The sequence below is a fragment of the Sphingomonas pollutisoli genome, from assembly GCF_029167165.1.
Taxonomy (GTDB): Bacteria; Pseudomonadota; Alphaproteobacteria; order Sphingomonadales; family Sphingomonadaceae; genus Sphingomonas; species Sphingomonas pollutisoli.
Map to the genome: position 1 here is coordinate 628,541 of NZ_JARFNJ010000001.1, position 19,625 is coordinate 648,165.

20 protein-coding genes are annotated in these 19,625 nt (G+C 68.2%); 3 read left to right on the forward strand and 17 right to left on the reverse strand.

The features are described from left to right. Nucleotides 1-10: 10 nt before the first annotated feature. The 5 genes from pheT to rpmI form a co-directional block, all read right to left on the reverse strand. Nucleotides 11-2,386, reverse strand: a complete 2,376-nt coding sequence (gene pheT, locus PX554_RS03080) for a phenylalanine--tRNA ligase subunit beta (protein ID WP_275498832.1) — start codon at nucleotides 2,384-2,386, stop codon at nucleotides 11-13. Between the two features lie 106 nt (nucleotides 2,387-2,492). Continuing rightward, nucleotides 2,493-3,575, reverse strand: a complete 1,083-nt coding sequence (gene pheS / locus PX554_RS03085; protein WP_093223459.1) for a phenylalanine--tRNA ligase subunit alpha — start codon at nucleotides 3,573-3,575, stop codon at nucleotides 2,493-2,495. A 56-nt stretch (nucleotides 3,576-3,631) separates the two neighbouring features. After that, on the reverse strand, nucleotides 3,632-4,252 hold the full coding sequence (locus tag PX554_RS03090) for a LysE family translocator (RefSeq protein ID WP_275498835.1): 621 nt from the start codon (nucleotides 4,250-4,252) through the stop codon (nucleotides 3,632-3,634). Between the two features lie 217 nt (nucleotides 4,253-4,469). Beyond that, nucleotides 4,470-4,835, reverse strand: coding sequence for a 50S ribosomal protein L20 (gene rplT, locus PX554_RS03095; RefSeq protein ID WP_093223456.1), 366 nt, complete (start codon nucleotides 4,833-4,835; stop codon nucleotides 4,470-4,472). Between the two features lie 18 nt (nucleotides 4,836-4,853). Continuing rightward, on the reverse strand, nucleotides 4,854-5,057 hold the full coding sequence (rpmI, locus tag PX554_RS03100) for a 50S ribosomal protein L35 (RefSeq protein ID WP_093223455.1): 204 nt from the start codon (nucleotides 5,055-5,057) through the stop codon (nucleotides 4,854-4,856). A 157-nt stretch (nucleotides 5,058-5,214) separates the two neighbouring features. Between rpmI and PX554_RS03105 the strand changes: the two genes are divergently transcribed. Continuing rightward, on the forward strand, nucleotides 5,215-7,356 hold the full coding sequence (locus PX554_RS03105) for an AsmA family protein (RefSeq protein WP_275498838.1): 2,142 nt from the start codon (nucleotides 5,215-5,217) through the stop codon (nucleotides 7,354-7,356). A 276-nt stretch (nucleotides 7,357-7,632) separates the two neighbouring features. On the opposite strand, the gene hisN is transcribed toward PX554_RS03105, so the two are convergent. Together hisN and PX554_RS03115 are read right to left on the reverse strand one after the other, a co-directional pair. Continuing rightward, nucleotides 7,633-8,415: a histidinol-phosphatase gene (gene hisN / locus PX554_RS03110; RefSeq protein WP_275498840.1), complete on the reverse strand. Its 783-nt coding sequence runs from the start codon at nucleotides 8,413-8,415 to the stop codon at nucleotides 7,633-7,635. 539 nt (nucleotides 8,416-8,954) lie between these two features. Continuing rightward, nucleotides 8,955-9,254: a 4a-hydroxytetrahydrobiopterin dehydratase gene (locus tag PX554_RS03115; protein WP_275498842.1), complete on the reverse strand. Its 300-nt coding sequence runs from the start codon at nucleotides 9,252-9,254 to the stop codon at nucleotides 8,955-8,957. Nucleotides 9,255-9,300: 46 nt separating this feature from the next. On the opposite strand from PX554_RS03115, the gene ccmA reads away from it, so the two are divergent. Both ccmA and PX554_RS03125 read left to right on the forward strand, forming a co-directional pair. Beyond that, nucleotides 9,301-9,891, forward strand: a complete 591-nt coding sequence (ccmA, locus tag PX554_RS03120; RefSeq protein WP_275498844.1) for a heme ABC exporter ATP-binding protein CcmA — start codon at nucleotides 9,301-9,303, stop codon at nucleotides 9,889-9,891. Next, nucleotides 9,888-10,532 (forward strand): heme exporter protein CcmB, encoded by a 645-nt coding sequence (locus PX554_RS03125; RefSeq protein WP_420833412.1) that lies wholly within the window; start codon nucleotides 9,888-9,890, stop codon nucleotides 10,530-10,532. The genes ccmA and PX554_RS03125 overlap by 4 nt, the downstream gene beginning before the upstream one ends. A 33-nt stretch (nucleotides 10,533-10,565) precedes the next feature. On the opposite strand, the gene PX554_RS03130 is transcribed toward PX554_RS03125, so the two are convergent. From PX554_RS03130 to coxB, 10 genes are all read right to left on the reverse strand, one after another. Continuing rightward, a complete protein-coding gene (locus tag PX554_RS03130; protein WP_275498845.1) occupies nucleotides 10,566-11,429 on the reverse strand; it encodes an RsmD family RNA methyltransferase in 864 nt (287 codons plus the stop codon). 127 nt (nucleotides 11,430-11,556) lie between these two features. Further along, nucleotides 11,557-12,957, reverse strand: a complete 1,401-nt coding sequence (gene thrC / locus PX554_RS03135; protein ID WP_275498847.1) for a threonine synthase — start codon at nucleotides 12,955-12,957, stop codon at nucleotides 11,557-11,559. Between the two features lie 159 nt (nucleotides 12,958-13,116). Continuing rightward, nucleotides 13,117-13,734 (reverse strand): SURF1 family cytochrome oxidase biogenesis protein, encoded by a 618-nt coding sequence (locus tag PX554_RS03140; RefSeq protein ID WP_275498849.1) that lies wholly within the window; start codon nucleotides 13,732-13,734, stop codon nucleotides 13,117-13,119. Next, on the reverse strand, nucleotides 13,731-14,114 hold the full coding sequence (locus PX554_RS03145) for a DUF983 domain-containing protein (RefSeq protein WP_275498851.1): 384 nt from the start codon (nucleotides 14,112-14,114) through the stop codon (nucleotides 13,731-13,733). Before PX554_RS03145 ends, PX554_RS03140 begins: the two co-directional genes overlap by 4 nt. A 10-nt stretch (nucleotides 14,115-14,124) precedes the next feature. Then, entirely contained in the window at nucleotides 14,125-15,039 is a 915-nt protein-coding gene (locus tag PX554_RS03150) for a cytochrome c oxidase subunit 3 (protein ID WP_275498853.1), read from the reverse strand. 34 nt (nucleotides 15,040-15,073) lie between these two features. Next, nucleotides 15,074-15,607, reverse strand: a complete 534-nt coding sequence (locus PX554_RS03155) for a cytochrome c oxidase assembly protein (RefSeq protein WP_275498855.1) — start codon at nucleotides 15,605-15,607, stop codon at nucleotides 15,074-15,076. Beyond that, nucleotides 15,604-15,738, reverse strand: coding sequence for a hypothetical protein (locus PX554_RS03160; RefSeq protein ID WP_256326168.1), 135 nt, complete (start codon nucleotides 15,736-15,738; stop codon nucleotides 15,604-15,606). The genes PX554_RS03155 and PX554_RS03160 overlap by 4 nt, the downstream gene beginning before the upstream one ends. Next, complete coding sequence (locus tag PX554_RS03165; RefSeq protein ID WP_093223440.1) at nucleotides 15,738-16,643, reverse strand: heme o synthase; 906 nt, start codon at nucleotides 16,641-16,643, stop codon at nucleotides 15,738-15,740. Before PX554_RS03165 ends, PX554_RS03160 begins: the two co-directional genes overlap by 1 nt. Before the next feature lie 84 nt (nucleotides 16,644-16,727). Next, nucleotides 16,728-18,419 carry a cytochrome c oxidase subunit I gene (ctaD, locus tag PX554_RS03170; protein ID WP_275498859.1) on the reverse strand — a complete coding sequence of 564 codons (1,692 nt, stop codon included), beginning with the start codon at nucleotides 18,417-18,419 and terminating at the stop codon, nucleotides 16,728-16,730. Between the two features lie 3 nt (nucleotides 18,420-18,422). Next, nucleotides 18,423-19,520, reverse strand: a complete 1,098-nt coding sequence (coxB, locus tag PX554_RS03175) for a cytochrome c oxidase subunit II (protein ID WP_275498861.1) — start codon at nucleotides 19,518-19,520, stop codon at nucleotides 18,423-18,425. Nucleotides 19,521-19,625: the final 105 nt, after the last annotated feature.

Genomic DNA, 19,625 nt, shown 5'->3' on the forward strand with positions numbered 1-19,625 from the left:
GTTTGTTTCCTTAGCCGCGCAGCACCGCGCCCTGCTTCGCCGCCGCAGCGACGATCTTGTCGGCGACCGCTTTCAGGGCGTCCTCGGTGAAGCTCTTGTCGGTCGGTTGCAGCGTCACCTCGATCGCGATCGACCGGACACCGTCGCGCTCGAACAGGTCGAACAGCCGCGCCGCCGTGATCGTCGCCTTGTCCGCGCCTCTAACCGCGCGCACCAGCGCGTCGGCGGCAAGGCCGGCGGGGACGGTGAAGGCGAAGTCGCGCCGCACCGGCTGGAGTGCTGGCGGGGCATAGGCGGGGCGCATGAAGCCTGTTGCGCCGCGCTTGGCGGGAATCGCGTCGAGATAGAGTTCGACTGCGGCGACCGTGCCGTCGAGATCGAACGCGCGGGCGGTGAGCGGATGAACGATGCCGAAGGCGGCGAGCACGGTCTTGGGGCCGAGCCGCAGCGTGCCCGATTGGCCGGGGTGCCAATGCGCGCCGGCTTCGCCGAAGATCTGCAGATTCTCGACCGGCGCACCTGCCGCCGCGAGCAAGGTGATCGCCTCCGCCTTGGCGTCGAACGCGTCGAAGCCCTGTGCCTTGCCGCCCTGCCAGCCGCGCGCGCGCTTCTCGCCGGCGAGGACGACGCCCAAGGTAGGCCGCTCGGCATCGGCGAGATAGCGGCGGCCGATCTCGAACAGCCGCACCCCCTCCGCGCCGCGCTTGAGATTGCGCGCGGCCGCCGAAAGCAGGCCGGGCAGCAGCGACGGGCGCATCACCTTCAAGTCTTCGCTGATCGGGTTGGCGAGGCTCCATGCGCCGCCGCCGAACGGTGCGGCTTCGGCTTCGGAGAGGAAGCTCCACGTCACCGCTTCGTTGAGGCCACGCGCGGCGGCGGCGCGGCGGACGCGGCGCTCGGTCTTCTGTTCGGGGGTGGCGGTCGGCGTGGCGACGCCGGGCAAGCGCGGCAGCGGCACCGGCGGCACGCGATCGATCCCCTCGATGCGGATCACTTCCTCGACGAGATCGGGCACGCCCTCCACGTCACGCCGCCAACTCGGCACGCCGACGTGCCAGTCCGCCGACACGGTGAAGCCGAGGCTTTCGAGGATCGCCTGCTGGCGCTCGGGCGCGACCGCGAGGCCGCCGAGCGTCTCGGCGCGGGCGGGATCATAGGCGATCACGGTCGCGGGCACCGGCGGCTCGCCGGCGCGGGTGATGCCGCCGGGCGTGCCGCCGCACAGGTTCAGCACCAGCGCCGTCGCGATGGCGAGGCCGTCCTCGACGAAGGCGGGATCGACCCCGCGCTCGAACCGCTGGCGCGCATCGCTGGTGACGCCGAGTTTCTGCCCGGTGCGCGCGATGCCCTCGGGATCGAAATAAGCGCATTCGATCAGCACCTCGGTGGTCGCCTCGCTGCACCCGGACGATTCGCCGCCGATGATGCCGGCGATGCCGAGCGCCTGCGCGTCGTCGGCGATGACGGTCATGCTCTCGTCGAGCGTATAGGTCTTGCCGTTGAGCGCGAGCACCTGCTCGCCCGCCGCCGCCTTGCGCGCGACGAGGCCACCGGAGAGTTTGGCGCGATCATAGACGTGCAAGGGCCGGCCGAGATCGAAAGACACGTAGTTGGTGATGTCGACCAAAGCCGAGATCGGCTTCTGCCCGATCGCGGTGAGGCGGCGCGCCATCCATTCGGGTGCGGCGCCGTTGCTGACGCCAGCGACGGTCTGGCCGTAGAAGGCGGGGCAGCCGACCGTATCCTCGATACGGATATCCGGTCCCGCGCCCTCGCCCGCGACCGGCGCCGGGGTGACCGTGCTGCCCGGCACGACCAGCGGCTTCAACCGCCCCAACCCGGCGGCGGCGAGATCGCGGGCGATGCCGCGCACGCCCATGCAGTCCTGCTTGTTGGGCGTGATCGCGACGTCGATCACCGGATCGTTGAGGCCGGCATAGTCGGGATAAGCGGTGCCGACCGGCGCGTCGGCGGGCAGTTCGATGATGCCGTCGTGATCGTCGCCGAGTTCGAGTTCGCGCGTCGAGCACATCATGCCATTCGAGACGACGCCGCGAATCTCCGCGACCTTGAGCACCATACCGTTGGCGGGGACGGTCGCGCCGGGCATGCCGAACACGCCGACCAGGCCGGCGCGCGCGTTGGGCGCGCCGCAGACGACCTGCATCGGGCCCTCGCCGGCATCGACCGACAGGACTTGCAGCTTGTCCGCCTGCGGGTGGCGCTCGGCGGTGAGCACCTTCGCCACGCGGAACGGGGCGAGCTTGGCGCCGGGGTTCTCGACGCTCTCGACCTCGAGGCCGATGCGGGTGAGCGTGTCGGTGATCTCGTCCAGCGACGCGCTGGTGTCGAGATGGTCGTGGAGCCAGGAGAGGGTGAATTTCATGCGATCCGTCCGTCACCCCAGCGCACGCTGGGGTCTTTCTGTAGGGTGGCGGTGAGGTCCGCCACGGGGAGACCCCAGCTTGCGCTGGGGTGACGATCAACGAGGGTCACGCCCCCACCCCGCCGCTCAGGGTCGGCACGTCGAGCGCGGAAAAGCCGTAATGTTTGAGCCAGCGCGCGTCGCCGTCGAAGAAGGCGCGCAGATCGTCCATACCGTACTTGAGCATCGCCAGCCGGTCGATCCCGCAGCCGAACGCAAAACCCTGCCATGCGTCGGGATCATAGCCGCCCGCCGCGATGACCGAACGGTGGACCATCCCGCTACCAAGGACTTCCATCCAGCCGTCGCTGCCACCGATCACGCGCTTGCCGTTCACCACCGAGAAGCCGACATCGACTTCCGCCGAAGGCTCGGTGAAGGGGAAGTAGCTCGGGCGCAGCCGCAGCACGATGTCGTCGCGCTCGAAGAACGCCTTGAGGAACGTCTCCAGCGTCCATTTGAGATGGCCGAGCGTGATGCCCTTGTCGATCACCAGCCCCTCGACCTGATGGAACATCGGCGTGTGCGTGGCGTCGCTGTCGCTGCGATAGGTGCGGCCCGGCGCGATGATGCGGACCGGCTTAGTGCCGCCCGCCGCCTGCATCGCGCGGATTTGCACCGGCGAGGTATGCGTGCGCAGCACGCGCGCTTCCTCGCCATCCTTCGCGTTGAGGTAGAAGGTATCGTGCATCGCGCGCGCCGGATGCGTCTCGGGCATGTTGAGCGCGGTGAAATTATACCATTGCGTCTCGATCTCGGGGCCGGTCGCGACCGCGAAGCCGAGATCGGCGAAGATTTCGGCGAGTTCGTCCATCACCTGGCTGACCGGATGGATGCTGCCGACCGGCGCGGCCTCGGCGGGGAGCGTCATGTCGAGCGTCTCGCGCGCGAGCTTCGCGTCGAGTTCGGCGCGGTCGAGCGCGGCCTTGCGGTCGGCGATCGCGGTCGTGACGGTTTCGCGCAGCGCCTGAATGCGCGGACCTTGCTGCTGGCGCTCGTCGGGCGACATGCCACCGAGCGTCTTGAGCAGCGCCGTCACCGCGCCCTGCTTGCCGAGCGCGGCGACGCGGACGGCGTCGAGCGCGTCGAGACTGTCGGCGGCGGCGATCCGCGCGGTCAGGTCGGTCTGGAGGTGGTCGAGATCAGCCATGTTGGATTCCTTGTACGCGGGCGCACGAAGCCGAGCGCGCGGCTCAGGTCAAGCGGTCAGACGCGGCTGCCGAGCAGCGCCGCGCCGAAACCGATGAAGATCAGCCCGGAGGCGCGGTTGAACAGCCGCCGCCGGTTGGCGGGCGCAAGCCACGCCGCGAGCGACCGCCCGCCCAGCGCATAGACGCAATACCAACCGCCCTCGATCGCCACGAAGCTGGCGACGAGAATGCCGAGCTGCGGCAGAAACGGGCGATGCAGATCGAGGAACTGCGGGAACAGCGCGGCGGCGAACACGATCAGCTTGGGGTTGGACAGGCCGGTGCCGAGCCCGGTCAGGTACAGCGCGCGGAGCGAACGCTGCGGGGTCGCCTCGCCCTCGCCCGCCGCGCCGACCGGCGCGCGCCACGCCTTGATGCCGAGCCAGACCAGATACGCCACGCCGACATAGCGGATCGCCGTATAGAGCACCGGCGACGCCTTGAGCAGCGCCCCCAGCCCGGCCGCCGAGGCGAGCAGGCACAGCAGCACCGCGCTCATCAGCCCCGCCATCGACGCCATCGTGCGGCGCGGGCCGTGCTGGATGCTCTGCACCATCACGTGCAGCATGTTGGGGCCGGGCGTGCCGGCGATCAGGAAGACGACGGTGACGTAGAGCCACCAGGTGTTCAGCGCCATGACGGGTTCCTCAAGCCAGTACCGATTTCCCCCCGTTCGTGCTGAGCGCAGTCGAAGCACGTGCCACATACGCTCCGCCTCGGGCACGTGCTTCGACTGCGCTCAGCACGAACGGGGGATAGGGAAGCACGAACGGAGTGAGAGGGCGGACTCCAGATACGAAAAGGGCGCCGGTGTTGCCACCGACGCCCCGTGTCTCGTCTCGCGACAGGTCGCCTCAGGCGGCCTGGGGCAGAGCCGCCTTCGCCTGCGCGATGATCGCGCTAAACGCCGCACCTTCGTGCATCGCGATGTCGGCCAGAACCTTCCGGTCCAGTTCGACGCCGGCGAGCTTCAGGCCGTGCATGAAGGTGGCATAGGTCAGCCCCTCGACGCGCACGGCGGCGTTGATGCGCTGAATCCACAAAGCGCGGAAGTTGCGCTTCTTAACCTTGCGGTCGCGATACGCATATTGGCCGGCCTTTTCGACCGCCTGACGGGCGATGCGGATCGTGTTCTTGCGACGGCCGTAATAGCCCTTCGCCTGATCCAGAATCCGGTTGTGCTTGGCGCGGGTGGTTACACCCCGTTTTACGCGTGCCATCTATCTATATCCTTCCGCTCAACGCAGGCCGTAAGGCGCCCAGGCCTTCACCGCGGCGGTGTCTGCCTTGGCGAGAACCTTGGTGCCGCGGTTCTGGCGGATGTACTTGCCGTTGTGGTGCAACAGGCGGTGGCGCTTGCCGGCGACGCCGTGCTTCAACAGGCCGGTGGCGGTGAGCTTGAAGCGCTTCTTCACGCCGCTCTTGGTCTTGAGTTTGGGCATTTTCGTCCTTTCATGTTCGCGACGATCTATGAACGGCCACGGCAGCCCATACCGGCCGGGCAGTTCCTCTTACTCGCGGGAAGCGGGGCGCTTAGCGATTCGCGGGGCCAAATGCAACCGCCGGAACCGCTTTATGCGACCGCGGGTTTGTCACACCATGGAAAGCGCCGTCCGCACGCCGTCTGCCCTCGACGATTCCGCGCCGCGCCCGCCCCGGCGGCGGCTCGGGCGCGGCTGGCGGATCGCGCGCAACATCGTGATCGGCGTCCTGGCGGCGATCTTCGTCGTCTGGCTGGTGTTGTACATCACCAAGGGCCGCTTCCTCAAACATCCATTCGAGCGGATCACCGCCGGGCTGATCGAGCGCGACGTGACGGTGCGCGGCGACTTCCAACTCTATTTCGACCCCTTCACGATCAAGTTCCTCGCCGAGGGGATGCGCATCTCCAACCCGAAATGGGCGACACGCCCCGATCTGTTCGAGGCGGGCCGGATCGACACGCGCATCGCGCCGCTGTCGCTGATCTGGGGGCGCAAGCGGCTGCACTTCCTCGATCTCACCCAGGGCGCGATCGATCTCGAATGGGATGCGTCGCATACTCGCAATAGCTGGACGTTCGGCGAGAAGAAGACCGACGCCAAGCCGCTCGTGCTGCCGATCATCCAGCGCGCGCTCGTCGCGCAGACCCGCTTGCGCTACCGCGATCCGCGCATGCGGCTGACCGCTGATCTGTCGTTCGAGCCGATCCGGTCGCGCGGCACCAGCATCACGCAATCGATCCGCTTCACCGGCACCGGCGTGGTGCGCGACACGCCCTTCACGCTGTCGGGCGCGCTGCTCTCGCCCAACGACACCGTCCGACGCGGCAAGAACGAACTGCGATTGACCGCCAACGCGGCGCATAACGTGATCGACGTCTCGGGCACGCTGCCGGGCCTGACCGATATCGAGGGCGTACCGCTCGACGTGAAGGCGCGCGGGCGCAACGCCGCCGAACTGCTCGGCATCATCGGCGTCGTCATCCCGCGCACGCGCACCTACACCGCGCGCGCGCAACTGGTGAAGACCGGCGAGGAATATGCCTTCACGCACATGGTCGGTCGGTTCGGCGCGAGCGACCTGTCGGGCCGCTTCACGATCCGCAACATCAAGCCGCGGCTCAAGATCGACGCAGCGCTGACGACACGCTCGCTCGACATCGTCGATGCCGCGCCGTTCATCGGCTACAACCCCGATACCGTCGCCGCCAAGGGCGCGGTCGCCGCCGCCGCCGAGACCGGCGCGGCGCCGGCGCGCGTGCTGCCCGACGCCAATCTGCGCGTCGATGCGATTCGGAATTTCGATGCCGACGCGCATTGGACCGTCGGCGTGGTGCGATCGCGCAACGTGCCGATCTCGCACATCGACCTCACCGTCTCGCTGGTCGATCGGCTGCTCAAGCTGTCGCCGCTCACCTTCTCGATGGCGCGCGGCAATGTCGCCGCCGACATCGTGATGGACGAGCGCCGCGCGCCGATGCACACCGATTACGACATCCGCCTCGCGCCGACGCCGATGGGCAAGCTGCTCGCCGGCTATGGCGTGGCCGAGGCGGGGACGACCGGCGTGGTCAAGGGCCGCATCCAGCTCGCCGGGGTCGGCGATACCCTGCACGATTCGCTGTCGAACGCGCACGGGCGCATCGCCTTCATCATGCCCGAGGGCACGTTCTGGACGCGCAACGTGCAGATCGCCGAACTCGACATCGGCACGTTCGCGCAGAAGATGTTCCAGGGCAAACTCAAGGAGCCGGTCCATATCAACTGCGGGCTGATCGGCTTCACGGTTCGGAACGGCGTCGCGGCGGCGGACCCGATCCTGATCGACACGACCAAGAACGTCATGCTCGGCCGCGGCGGCTTCAGCTTCCGCAACGAGGCCATCGACATGGCGTTCCGCGCCGACGGCAAGAAGTTCAGCCTGTTCTCAGGCCAGTCGCCGGTCGGCATCCAGGGTAGCTTCGCCAAGCCGGCGATCAACCCGATCAGCGGCGATCTGATCGCGCGCGCCGGTGCGGGGATCGGGCTGGGCGTGGTCGGCACGCCGCTCGCGGCGGTGCTGGCGTTCGTCGATGTGGGCGACGCCAAGGGCGCGAAGTGCGGGCCGGTGCTGGCAGGCGCGCCGGCCGCGGCACAGCGCACCGCCAGCGGCAAGCCGCGCGACGATGTCGGCAATGGCACAACGGCGAAGTCCGAGAGCGGCAAGGCGGCACCGGGCGAGAAGCGCGCGCAGCGTAAGAAGTTCCTGGGGATCTTCTGACGCTCGGGAATAGAGGCGCATGCCCCAGGCCCCGGGCTTCGACTTCGCTCAGCCCGAACGGGGATGGTTTACCCTGTATCCCGCCCGTTCGTCCTGAGCGCAGTCGAAGGACGTGCCAAAGGCGATACCATCTCGAATACGGGCTTCGACAAGCGGGGAGGTTACCCTCTCTTCAACCCGTTCGTCCTGAGCGCAGTCGAAGGACATGCCACAGGCGGCAAGGTTGAGACACGTGCTTCGACTGCGCTCAGCACGAACGGTTTGGGTAAACGCTTCTCAATGCCCCCGGCAGGCCATCGTTTCGAGGATTTCCTCGATCCGCGCGGGGTCGCCCGCCGCGATCACCTCGCCGATGCTGTCGGCGGTGAGCGGATCGCCCTGCCAGTCGCACATCCGCCCGCCCGCGCCCTCGACGATCGGCACGAGCGCGGCGAAATCGTGCAGCTTGAGCCCCGCCTCGACGACGATGTCGAGCCAGCCGCTCGCCACGCACCCGTAATTGTAGCAATCGCCGCCCAGCACCGTGCTCATCACCGCGCCGTCGAGATGCTCGAACGCGTGCAACTGGCGGTCGTCGAACAGCGCGGGCGAGGTGGTGCCGAGCAGCGCCGCCGCCAGATCGGGGCAGCGCCGCGTCGTCGCCGGCTGGCCGTTGAACAGCGTGGGGCGGCCGATCGTGCCGACCCAGCGTTCCTTGAGGATCGGCTGGTCGAGCACGCCGAGCACCGGCCAGCCCTCCGCGACCAGCGCGATCAGCGTGCCGAAGATCGGTCGTCCCGAGATGAACGCGCGCGTGCCGTCGATCGGATCGAGCACCCAGGCGCGCCCGCTCGTCCCCTCGCGCACGCCATATTCCTCGCCGATGATCGCATCGTCGGGGAAGCGCTGCTCGATCAGCGCGCGCATCGCCGCTTCCGCCGCGCGGTCGGCGAGCGTGACGGGCGAGGCGTCGTCCTTCGCCTCCAGCCCGGCGGGCTGGCGATAATAGGGGCGGATCGCCGCACCCGCCGCTTCGGCGAGGGCTGTGGCGAGATCGAGATCGGCGGCGGAGACACGCATGGGTTCGGCCTAGCCCCGCGAGGCACGATCCGCCAGAGCCTCGGGCCACGCGGCCCGTTTTTCGCTCGCGCGCCTTCGCCGCACGCGGTCGATTAGGATTTTTCGCCAGACATTGGCGTGCCGCGCTGGCGCGAGACGCTAGCCTCGCCAAGAGAAATCGCCCATCTCTTTGTAGGAGCCGGGTTTTTCAACTCTGGCACGCTCTCTGCAAAGTCCTTGGCATCGGTCGCCGGATGGTCCGGCGCATCGCTGAAAAAGGGACTATCACCATGAACGCTCGTTTCGAATCGCTTCAGCAGGTCGCCACCTCGCTCGTCGGCGCGCTGCTTCTCACCGTCGTGCTCGTCAGCAACGCCGTCTCGGTCGCCCCAATCGCATGATCGGGGATACCAGGGAAGCGGCGATGGCCCGGCCCATCACCTTCGCAATCGCCTCGTTCGTGCTGACCAGCCTGTTGCTGCTTGGCCATTTCCGGATCGCCGGGCTGCTCTGACGCGCGGCGACACGCTCAGTGCGAACGTCCTGAAACCGCCGCGGATCTACACCAACAACGCCTCGATCGACCGGGCGAGATCGATGTCGCGGTGCGACAGCCCGCCCGCATCATGCGTGGTCAGCAGGATATCGACCCGGTTCCAGACGTTGCTCCATTCGGGATGGTGATCGGCCTTCTCGGCGATCAACGCGACGCGCGCCATGAAGCCGAACGCCGCCGAGAAATCCGCGAAGGTGAAGGTGCGCGTGATCGCGTCGCGCGCCTCGTCGTAATCCCATTCGTCGAGTTCATCGAGCGCATCGGCGCGCTCGATATCGTTCAGTTGCTCCACCATCGCGTGCATCCTCTTGGCTGGCGCAGAGCGCGCCTTCTCGCCTAAGGCATAGCCGATGGCCGACCCCGATCAACCGCCCCGCCTCGCCTTTCATGGCGTCACCGGCGCGCGCGGCGGCCGCACGCTGTTCGAACGACTGAGCTTCATCCTCGCGCCCGGCGACGCCACGCTGGTGACCGGGCCGAACGGCGTGGGCAAATCGAGCCTGTTGCGGATCGCGGCCGGGCTGCTCGCCCCGGCCGAAGGGCTTGTCGAGGCGCCGCGCTGTGCGGTGATGGCGGAAGCCGCCGCGCTCGATCCCGGGCAAACGCTCGCGGCCGCGCTGCGCTTCTGGGCGGCGCTCGACCCTGTGCCCGCCCCGAAAGACCGGGTCGCCGACGCGCTCGCCGCGACCGGGCTGACCGCGCAGGCGTCCGTCCCGGTGCGGCTGCTCTCGACCGGCCAGCGCCGCCGCGCCGCGCTCGCACGCGTGGTGGCGAGCGCCGCGCCGCTCTGGCTGCTCGACGAACCCGCCAACGGCCTCGACGCCGCCAGCGTGACCATGCTCGAGGCACTGGTTGCAGACCACCGCGCGGGCGGCGGCATCGCAATTGTGGCGACGCACACCGCCATCGCGCTGCCGGGCGCGCACGAGATCGCGCTGTGAGCGGCATCGGCCGCCTCGTCGCGCGCGACCTGCGGCTTGCCTGGGCAGGGGGCGGCATCGTCAACCCGGTCGCGTTCTTCCTGCTCGTCGCGATCCTGTTTCCGTTCGCGGTCGGCCCCGATACCGTTCTGCTCGCACGCATCGGTGGCGGCGTGATCTGGGCGGCGGCGTTGCTCGCCGCGTTGCTGCCGGTCGAGCGGCTGATCGGCCCCGACGCCGAGAGCGGGGTGTTCGATCAGCTCGGCGTGCGCGGCTTTTCGATGGCGGGTGTCGCGGCGGCCAAGATGCTCGCCCATTGGCTGAGCTTCGCGCCGCCGCTGATGCTGGCGGCGGTGGTCGCGGCCGGGCTGCTCGGGCTGCCGGCGGCGACGCTCGGCCGGGTCGAACTCGGGCTGCTGATCGGCACCCCCGGCCTCGCCGCGCTGGCGCTCGCCACGTCGGCGCTGATCGCGGGGATGCGCGGCGCGGGCGCGCTCGCCGGGCTGCTGATGCTGCCGCTCGCGGTGCCGCTGCTGATCTTCGGCGCGGGCGCGCTCGAGGGCGGCGCGGGCGCGCTGAAACTGCTCGGTGCGGTCAGCCTCGTGCTGGTCGCGGGCGCGCCGTTCGTCGCGGGCGCGGCGATGCGGGTGGCGATGGAGTAATCGACGTCGCCCCGGCGCGGGCCGGGGCGACGATCACCGCCGCCAGCGTGCGAAGATCGCCGTCGGCAGCAGCAAGCCGCGCGCTTCCTCGCGCACCGCCATCTCGCCGACCTCGACCGTGCCACCGAGATCAGCGAGCGCCTGATTCAGCACCTCACCGATCGCGAGCGCCGACATCCGCACCGCATAGACGGTCAGCACCAGGAACTTGCTGTCGGCATCGAGCAGCCGGCGGCAGTCGGCGATCAGGCCGGGCAGCCCCTCTTCGAGCCGCCACACCTCGCCATCGGGGCCGCGCCCGAACTTGGGCGGATCGAGGAAGATGCCGTCGTAGCGCTTGCCGCGCCGAACCTCGCGCGCGGCGAACTTGGCGGCATCATCGACCATCCAGCGGATCGGACGGTCGGCGAGATCCGACAGGAAGGCGTTGGCCTTGCCCGCTTCGACCGATTTCTTGGAAGCATCGACATGCGTCATCGCCGCGCCCTTCGCGGCGAGCGCGAGCGTGCCGACGCCGGTATAGCCGAACAGGTTGAGCACGGAATCGCCCTCGGCGACCGCGCCGCGCATCCACGTCCATTGCGGCGCCATGTCGGGGAAGAAGGCGAGATGGCGGAAAGGCGTGTTCTGCGCGGTGAACAGCAGCTCCTCCCAGCGCACGTGCCACCCGCCGCGCGGCACGTCGCGCGACAGATGCCAGCGCCCGCCGCCTTCCTCGTCCGATGCGCCGATGAAATCGCCATCGGCTTCCCAGGACTCGGATGCGGGCGCCCACATCGCTTGCGGTTCGGGGCGGATGAAGCGGAAGCGGCCGTAACGTTCGAGCTTGCGGCCGTGGCCCGAGTCGACGAGGCCATAATCGGCCCACGGCTCGGCGATGAGCGTTTGAAGTTGCACTATTCCCCTCCCTGGAAGGGAGGGGTTAGGGGTGGGTAGGTTTCGGGGAAACGCATCGACAGCCTCAGGCCAACCCACCCCCGACCCCTCCCTTGTTCAAGGGAGGGGAGAAAGAAGGCCGCAGCCTTCACCGCGCCACCGCGCGCTCGGCGATATATGCCGTCACCGCCTCGAACGTGCCGGGCAGCGTCGCATAGCGTTCCTCGCGGTCGAACAGGTCGCCGACGCCGGCGGGCAGGCTCGGGCGGATGCCGGTGGCGCGTTCGACCGCGTCACCGAACTTGGCGGGATGCGCGGTCGCGAGCGTCACCACCGGCACGTCCGCCGGCAGCGCGGCGCGGCGCGCGGCAGCCAGACCGATCGCGGTGTGCGGATCGATCACCTGGCCGGCATCCTCGCACGCCCAGCGCATCGCCAGCGCCATGTCGTCGAGATCGATCCGGTCGCTCGCGAACAGCGCCGAAGCGCCCTCGGCCTGCGCATTGGTGAGCCGCATCGCCTTGGTCGCCTCGAACCCCTGCATCTGCGCGCCGAGCGCGGGGCCGTCGCGGCCGCCGAGATCGAACAGCAGCCGCTCGAAATTGCTCGACACCTGAATGTCCATCGACGGGCTCGGCGTCGGCACGACGGTGCCTTGCGAGTAATCGCCGGCGCTGAGCGCGCGGTGGAGGATGTCGTTGACGTTGGTCGCGACGATCAGCCTGGCGACCGGCAGCCCCATCTTGGCAGCGACATAGCCCGCGAACACGTCGCCGAAATTCCCGGTCGGCACCGAGAAGGCGACCGCGCGCTCGGGCGCGCCGAGCCGGACGGCGGCGTAGAAATAATAGACCACCTGCGCCATCAGCCGCGCCCAGTTGATCGAATTGACCGCCGACAGCGCGAACTTCCCCGAGAAGCCGGGATCGTTGAACATCGCCTTCACCAGCGCCTGACAATCGTCGAAACTGGCATTCTCCAGCGCGAGATTGTGGACGTTGGGGGCGAGCACCGTCGTCATCTGGCGGCGCTGCACCTCGGACACGCGGCCCTTTGGATGAAGCATGAAGATATCGACCCCGGCCCGGCCGGCGAGCGCATCGATCGCCGCCGAGCCGGTATCGCCCGAGGTGGCGCCGACGACGGTGACGTGGTGCTGCGAACCGCTCAGGAACCGCTCGAACAGCAGCCCGAGCAATTGCAGCGCGACGTCCTTGAACGCGAGCGTCGGCCCGTGGAACAGTTCGAGCAGCCATTGCTGGTGATCGAGCTGGACGAGCGGGGTGACCGCGGCGTGCGCGAAACGGCCATAGGCCTGTTCGCACAGCGCCCGCAGTTCCTCGCGCGAGAGCGTGCCCTCGACGAACGGCGCCATCACCGCGGCGGCGGTGTCGACATAGGATGCGCCGCGCAACGCGCCGATCTCTTCGGCCGAGAGGCTCGGCCAGGCGTCCGGCAGATACAGGCCGCCATCGCTGGCGAGGCCGGCGAGCGTGACCTGTTCGAAATCGAGGGCGGGCGCATCCCCGCGCGTGCTGATGTAGCGCATAGGCCGGCCGGGTTAGCGGTGCGCGCGGGTGATCGCAACCTGCCGTTGGCGACGCGCGCGTCCGAAAGCCGGCCTATCCCTCCGTTCGTGCCGAGCGCAGTCGAGGCACATGCGCGTGAGACGGTCCCTCGACTTCGCTCAGGACGAACGGACGGAGAGTCACGACCTGCCGCGCTTACGCAACGCCAGCCCATAGATCACCGCCGCCACGCCCGCGAACACGAACCACTGCACCGCATAGGCGAGGTGGTTGTTCGGCACCGACGACAGATCGGCCGGCGGGTTCGCCGCCAGCCCGGCGAGTGGCGGATCGGCGACCAGCATCAGCGGCTTGGGCGCGTGGCCGAACAGCCCGGCGATCAGCGGCTGGTGATCGGGGGCGTGAGCGAGATAGCCGCGCACCGCGCCGCCGCCCCATGCCGGCTTGGCGTTGGGGGCGCCGGCGACGCCGATCTGCACCGCGAAGCCCGGCCCTTCGGCGCCGGTACGGCATTGCGCGATCTGGCGCCAGCCGGGCTTGCCCACCGCGTCATGCCCGCCCTCGGCGCGCCAGCCGACCGGGCGCAGGCAGAACGCCTCCGCGCGCCTGAAGAGCAGATCGTCGCCGATCGGCACGCGCGGGAAGGCGATCGGCGGCAGGTCGCGGTTCGCCGCAAGCCGCGCGAGCAGCGCCGCCTTCTCCGCCCTACGCTGGAGCTGCCACACGCCGAGCGCGATCATCGCCGCGATCGCGAGCGCGACGAGCGTGGTGGCGAGCACGGGCACGCGCCGCCTCACGGCTCGGTCCGCCCCTCGCGCGCGGCGTTGCGATATTCGCTGACGAGCAACGCCGCTTTGCTGATCCGCAGCGACCAGACCGTCCCGGCGAGCGTGACGGGAATCCACACCAGCGCCTGCACCCAGAACGGCGGGGCGAGCGCGAGTTGCAGCGCGATCGCCAGCCCGACGACGAGCGCGCCAAGGATGAGGATCAGGAACGCGGCCGGCCCGTCACCGACGTTGAAGGCGGCGATATCGAGCCCGCACACCCGGCACCGGTCGGCGAAGGCGATCCAGCCGCGAAACAGGGTCGGCGAACCACAGCGCGGGCACAACCCCTTGAGCGACGCCGCAACGAGGGTCGGCGCGGACGGCGTCACCGGATCGGGAGCCGTCACCGGCGCGCGCTCATCCCGCGTGGACCGGCGCGCCCCAACCGCCCCACACATAGATGGCGGCGAACAGGAACAACCACACCACATCGACGAAATGCCAGTACCAGGCCGCCGCCTCGAAACCGAAATGCTGGCGCGGGGTGAAGTCACCGCGATAGACGCGCACGAGGTTCACGATCAGGAAGATCGTGCCGATGATGACATGGAAACCGTGGAAGCCGGTCGCCATGAAGAAGGACGAGGTGTAGTTGATCCCCTTGAACGGGAACGGCGCCTCCGAATATTCATACGCCTGGATCGAGCTGAAGGTGATGCCGAGCACGATCGTCAGCCACAGCCCCTTCTTGACGCTGTCATTCTCGCCCACGCCGATCAGGCCCCACAGCCCTTTAAGCGCGCCGCCGCGCTGGTTGTGGATCAGCGCATGGTGCGACCAGGTCAGCGTTGTGCCCGACAGCAGCAGGATCAGCGTGTTGAGCAGCGGGAAGCGGAAGGCGTCGATCACCTCCATGCCCTTGGGCGGCCACACCGCCTGCGCGGCGGCGGCATCGGTGGCGAGGCTGACGGTGTGGCTCGCCGCGTCGTAGATCAACGGACGCGGGAACAGCGAGAAATCGAAGAACGCCCAGAACCAGCCGACGAAGAACATCACTTCGGAGGCGATGAACAGCACCATGCCGTAGCGCAGGTGGAGCTGGACGACCGGGGTATGGTCACCGGCATGCGCCTCGGTGATGACCTTGCTCCACCACAGGAACATCGTCGCGATCACAAGCGCGACGCCGAGGAAGAACACCGCGCCGCCATAGGCCGCCGAATGCATCCACATGATGCCGCCGACCGCCATCACCCCACCGGCGGCGGCGCCCATGATCGGCGCGATATCGGGCGGCAGGATATGATATGCGTGGTTCTTCGCGCCGGCCATCTCTCTCGTCCCCGTTTATCGGTTTGGTGGCACCCTAGCTCTTGGTCTTCACGGAATCCACCGGGTAAAATGTGTAACTGAGCGTGATCGTCTGGACGTCGTTCGCATCGGGATCGGCGAGGATCTTGGGATCGACGAAGAAGATCACCGGCATGCGCGCGGTCTCGCCCGGCTTCAAGGTCTGCTGGGTGAAGCAGAAGCACTGGATCTTGGTGAAATATTTGCCGACCTGATAGGGGGTGACGTTGAACGTCGCGCTGCCGGTGATGGTGTGGTCGGTCGTGTTGGTGGCGGTGAAGAACGCCATGTCGCGCGCGCCGACGTCGACCGTGTCGCTCGGCGATTCCGGCATGAACTTCCAGCCCATGTGCGGCGCGACGTTGGTGTCGAAATCGACGCGGATCTTGTGATCGACCGCCCCGGGCGCGGCGTTGGCGCGCTGTGTGGTGCCGTTGAGCCCGGTCGCCTGGCAGAACATCCGGTACAGCGGCACGCTCGCACTCGCCAGCCCGGTCATGAACAGGAGCGGGGTCATCGCCAGCAATGCGGTGCGCAGCTTCGGGCTCAATGCGCCATCCCCGCCTTGATCTTGGCGATGGTGATCGCGAACACCAGCACCACGAACGCGCCGAGGATCAGCCCCAGCACCAGCGCGCGTGAGCGTTGCCGCGCGCGAATCTCGTCGTCGCGCTTGCCCATCAGCGCAGCCACGCATCGGCGACGACCGCGCCGAACACGATGAACAGATACAGGATCGACCAGGCGAACAGGCGCTTTTCGGGCACCATCTTGTCGTCCGGCCCGGTGGTGCGCGTCGCGACGCGGAGGACGAGGCCGGCGAACACTGCGGTCGTGACGAGCGCGACCACGCCATAGACCAGACCGCTCAACCCCAGCGCCCAGGGCGCGAGCGCGGTCAGCGCCATCGGGATCGTGTAGAGGCCGATCTGCCGTCGGGTGGCGAGCTCGCCCGCCACGACCGGCAGCATCGGGATGCCCGCCGCGCCGTAATCGCTACGCATGAACAGCGCGAGTGCCCAGAAATGCGGCGGCGTCCACAGGAAGACGAGCGCGAACAGTAGCAGCGGCAGCGGCGCGACCCCGCCAGTCGCCGCCGCCCAGCCGATCAGCGGCGGGAACGCGCCGGCGGCGCCGCCGATCACGATGTTCTGCGGGGTGCGACGCTTGAGCCAGACGGTATAGATCAGCACGTAGAACAGGATCGAGACGGTCAGGATCGCGGCGGCGACGAGGTTCACCGCCAGCCCCATCAGGATCACCGAGAAGGCCGCGAGCCCGACGCCGAACTGGAGCGCGGTCTCGCGGTCCATCCGCCCGGCCGGAAGCGGGCGGCGCTCGGTGCGGCGCATCTTGGCGTCGAGATCGGCCTCATACCATTGGTTGAGCGCCCCCGCCGCGCCCGCGCCGAGCGCGATGCACAGGATCGCGGTGAAGCCGATCACCGGATCGACCGCCACCGGCGCGGCGAGCATTCCGCACAGGCCGGTGAAGACGACGAGCGTCATGACGCGCGGCTTGGTGAGCGCTAGAAAATCGCGCGCGTGCGCGGGGAGGTCGGGTGAAGGCGCGGTGGTGACGGTCATGATGCGACCGCGCCATACAGCCGCGCGCGCGGCGCGGAAAGGCCGCGATCCGAAACGATCGCGGCCGTTTCCGTCAACGCACGGTCAATGGTGGCCATCGCCGCCGTCGATCACCGGCAGCGTCTCGAACTGATGGTAGGGCGGCGGGCTCGACAGCGTCCATTCGAGCGTCGTCGCGCCATCGCCCCACGGGCTGTCGCCCGCCGCACGCCCCGCGACCAGCGACCAGATGATGTTGACGAAGAAGAAGATCATCGAGAACGCCATGACCATATAGCCGATGGTGGCGAAGTGGTTCCAATATTCGAGGCCGTCGGTGTAATCCGGCACGCGGCGCTGCATGTTCTGGAGGCCCAGAAAGTGCATCGGGAAGAACAGCATGTTCACGCCGACGAAGAAGATCGCGAAGTGGATCACGCCGAGCGCTTCGTTGTACATCCGCCCCGACATCTTGGGGAACCAGTAATAGAAGCCCGCGAACAGCGAGAACACCGCGCCGAGCGACAGCACGTAATGGAAGTGCGCGACGACGTAATAGCTGTCCTGCATGTAATCGTCGATGCCGCCGTTGGCGAGCACCACGCCGGTCACGCCGCCGACGGTGAACATGAAGATGAAGCCGATCGCCCACAGCATCGGCGTCTTGAACGTCATGCTGCCGCCCCACATCGTCGCGATCCACGAGAAGATCTTGATGCCGGTCGGCACCGCGATCACCATCGTCGCGGCGGTGAAGTACATCTTGGTGTTCACGCTGAGGCCAGTCGTGAACATATGGTGAGCCCACACCACGAAGCCGACCACGCCGATCGCCACCATCGCATAGGCCATGCCGAGATAGCCGAAGATCGGTTTCTTCGAGAAGGTCGAGATGACGTGGCTGACGATGCCGAACCCCGGCAGGATCATGATGTACACTTCGGGATGGCCGAAGAACCAGAACAGATGCTGGTACAGGATCGGGTCACCGCCGCCAGCCGGATCGAAGAAGGTGGTGCCGAAATTGCGGTCGGTCAGAAGCATGGTGATCGCCGCGGCGAGCACCGGCAGCGAGAGCAGCAGCAGGAACGCGGTCACCAACACCGACCAGACGAACAGCGGCATCTTGTGGAGCGTCATGCCCGGCGCGCGCATGTTGAAGATGGTGGTGATGAAGTTGATCGCGCCGAGGATCGACGACGCGCCGGCGAGATGCAGCGACAGGATCGCCATATCGACGCTCGGCCCCGGCTCGCCATAGGTCGAAAGCGGCGCGTAGAGCGTCCAGCCGGTGCCGGCGCCGCCGAAGAACGGCGAGGCGAGCAGCAGCGCGAACGAGGGGATCAGCAGCCAGAAGCTGATGTTGTTCATGCGCGGGAAGGCCATGTCGGGCGCGCCGATCATGATCGGCACGAACCAGTTGCCGAACCCGCCGATCATCGCCGGCATCACCATGAAGAACACCATGATGAGGCCGTGCGCGGTGATGAGCACGTTCCACAGGTGCAGCGAATGGTCGAGGCCCTGCTCACCACCGGGCAGATACGCCGCCCAGGTGGTGAGATACTGGATGCCGGGATGCGCGAGTTCGGCGCGCATCAGCCCGGAGATACCGCCGCCGATGATCCCCGCGCAGATCGCGAAGATCAGGTACAGCGTGCCGATGTCCTTGTGGTTGGTCGACATGAACCAGCGCGCGAAGAAACCCGGCGTGTGGTGCGCGTCATGGTCGGCATGGCCGTGGCCGTGATCGCCATGCGCCTCGAAGGCGGACGGATGGAGCGCGGTGTCGGTCATGCCTTATTGTCCCGCATTGCCGGCGCCGGCAGGGTTGGCCGTGGCGCCTTGAGTGACTGTCGGAGCCTCCGCCGTCGCATTGTCGGCGGGCGCGGTGGAATTGCCCGCTTCGAACGCGGCGCCGGTCTCGGGGAGCGGCTGCGCGGCGGCGACGGCGGCGGCAGGCTTGGCGCTCGGCATCGTGCCGCCCTTCGCCTTCACCCACTGCGCGAACACCGCCGGCGACACCGCCTCGACCGTGATCGGCATATAGCCGTGGCGCGCGCCGCACAGTTCGGAGCAGACGCCGAAATAGACGCCCGGCTTCTCGATCGTGAAGCTCGTCTCGTTGAGCCGGCCCGGCACCGCATCGAGCTTGATCCAGAAGGCGGGCACGCCCCAGCTATGGATCACGTCGTTCGAGGTGGTGATGAGGCGGATCGGCACGCCGTAGGGCAGCACGACGCGATTGTCGGTGGCGAGCAGGCGCGGCCCGTCGGCATCGGTGCGCTCGCGCTCGCCCTTGCCGACCTCGTTCTTTTCCTTGAGCATGTTGGCCGTGATCTCGAACCCGCCATTGTCGGGATATTGATACGACCAATACCATTGGTTGCCGATCGCCTTGAGCGTCACCGCATTGTCGGGCGCGGGCTTGAACTGCGCGTTGAGCAAGCCGATCGAGGGCAGCGCGATGCCGAGCAGGATCAGCACCGGCAAGCCCGTCCACAGCACCTCGAGCACGGTGTTGTGCGAGGTCTTGGTCGCGACCGGCTGCGCGGCGCGGCGATAGCGCACCACCACCCAGGCGAGCAGGATCAGCACGAACACGCAGATGATGGTGATGAGCGGGAACAGGATCGCGTCGTGGAACCACAAGGCGCGGCGGCCATTGGGCGTCACCTGCGGCTGGAGCGTCACGTGGCCGTCGACCGGCATGCCGACCCCGGCGACCGGCAGCATCGCGGGCGCGCCGTCCATCGCAAGCATCGGATCGGTCTTGGCGGGGGCCGTGGCGGCGGCGGGCGCGGCCGCCGGCGCGGCGGGGGCAGCGGCGGCTTGCCCGAGGCCGGCAAGCGCGAGGCCCGCGGCGAGTACGATGCCCTTGAAGCCCAAAATCCGCATCCCGTATCCTCGCCCCTGTAGAATACGCCGAGTCCTGCTGCGACGCCGGGCGAGATTACGCCCAAATTTTTCCGACCTATACGCAAGCGATCCGCCGCCCTCAAG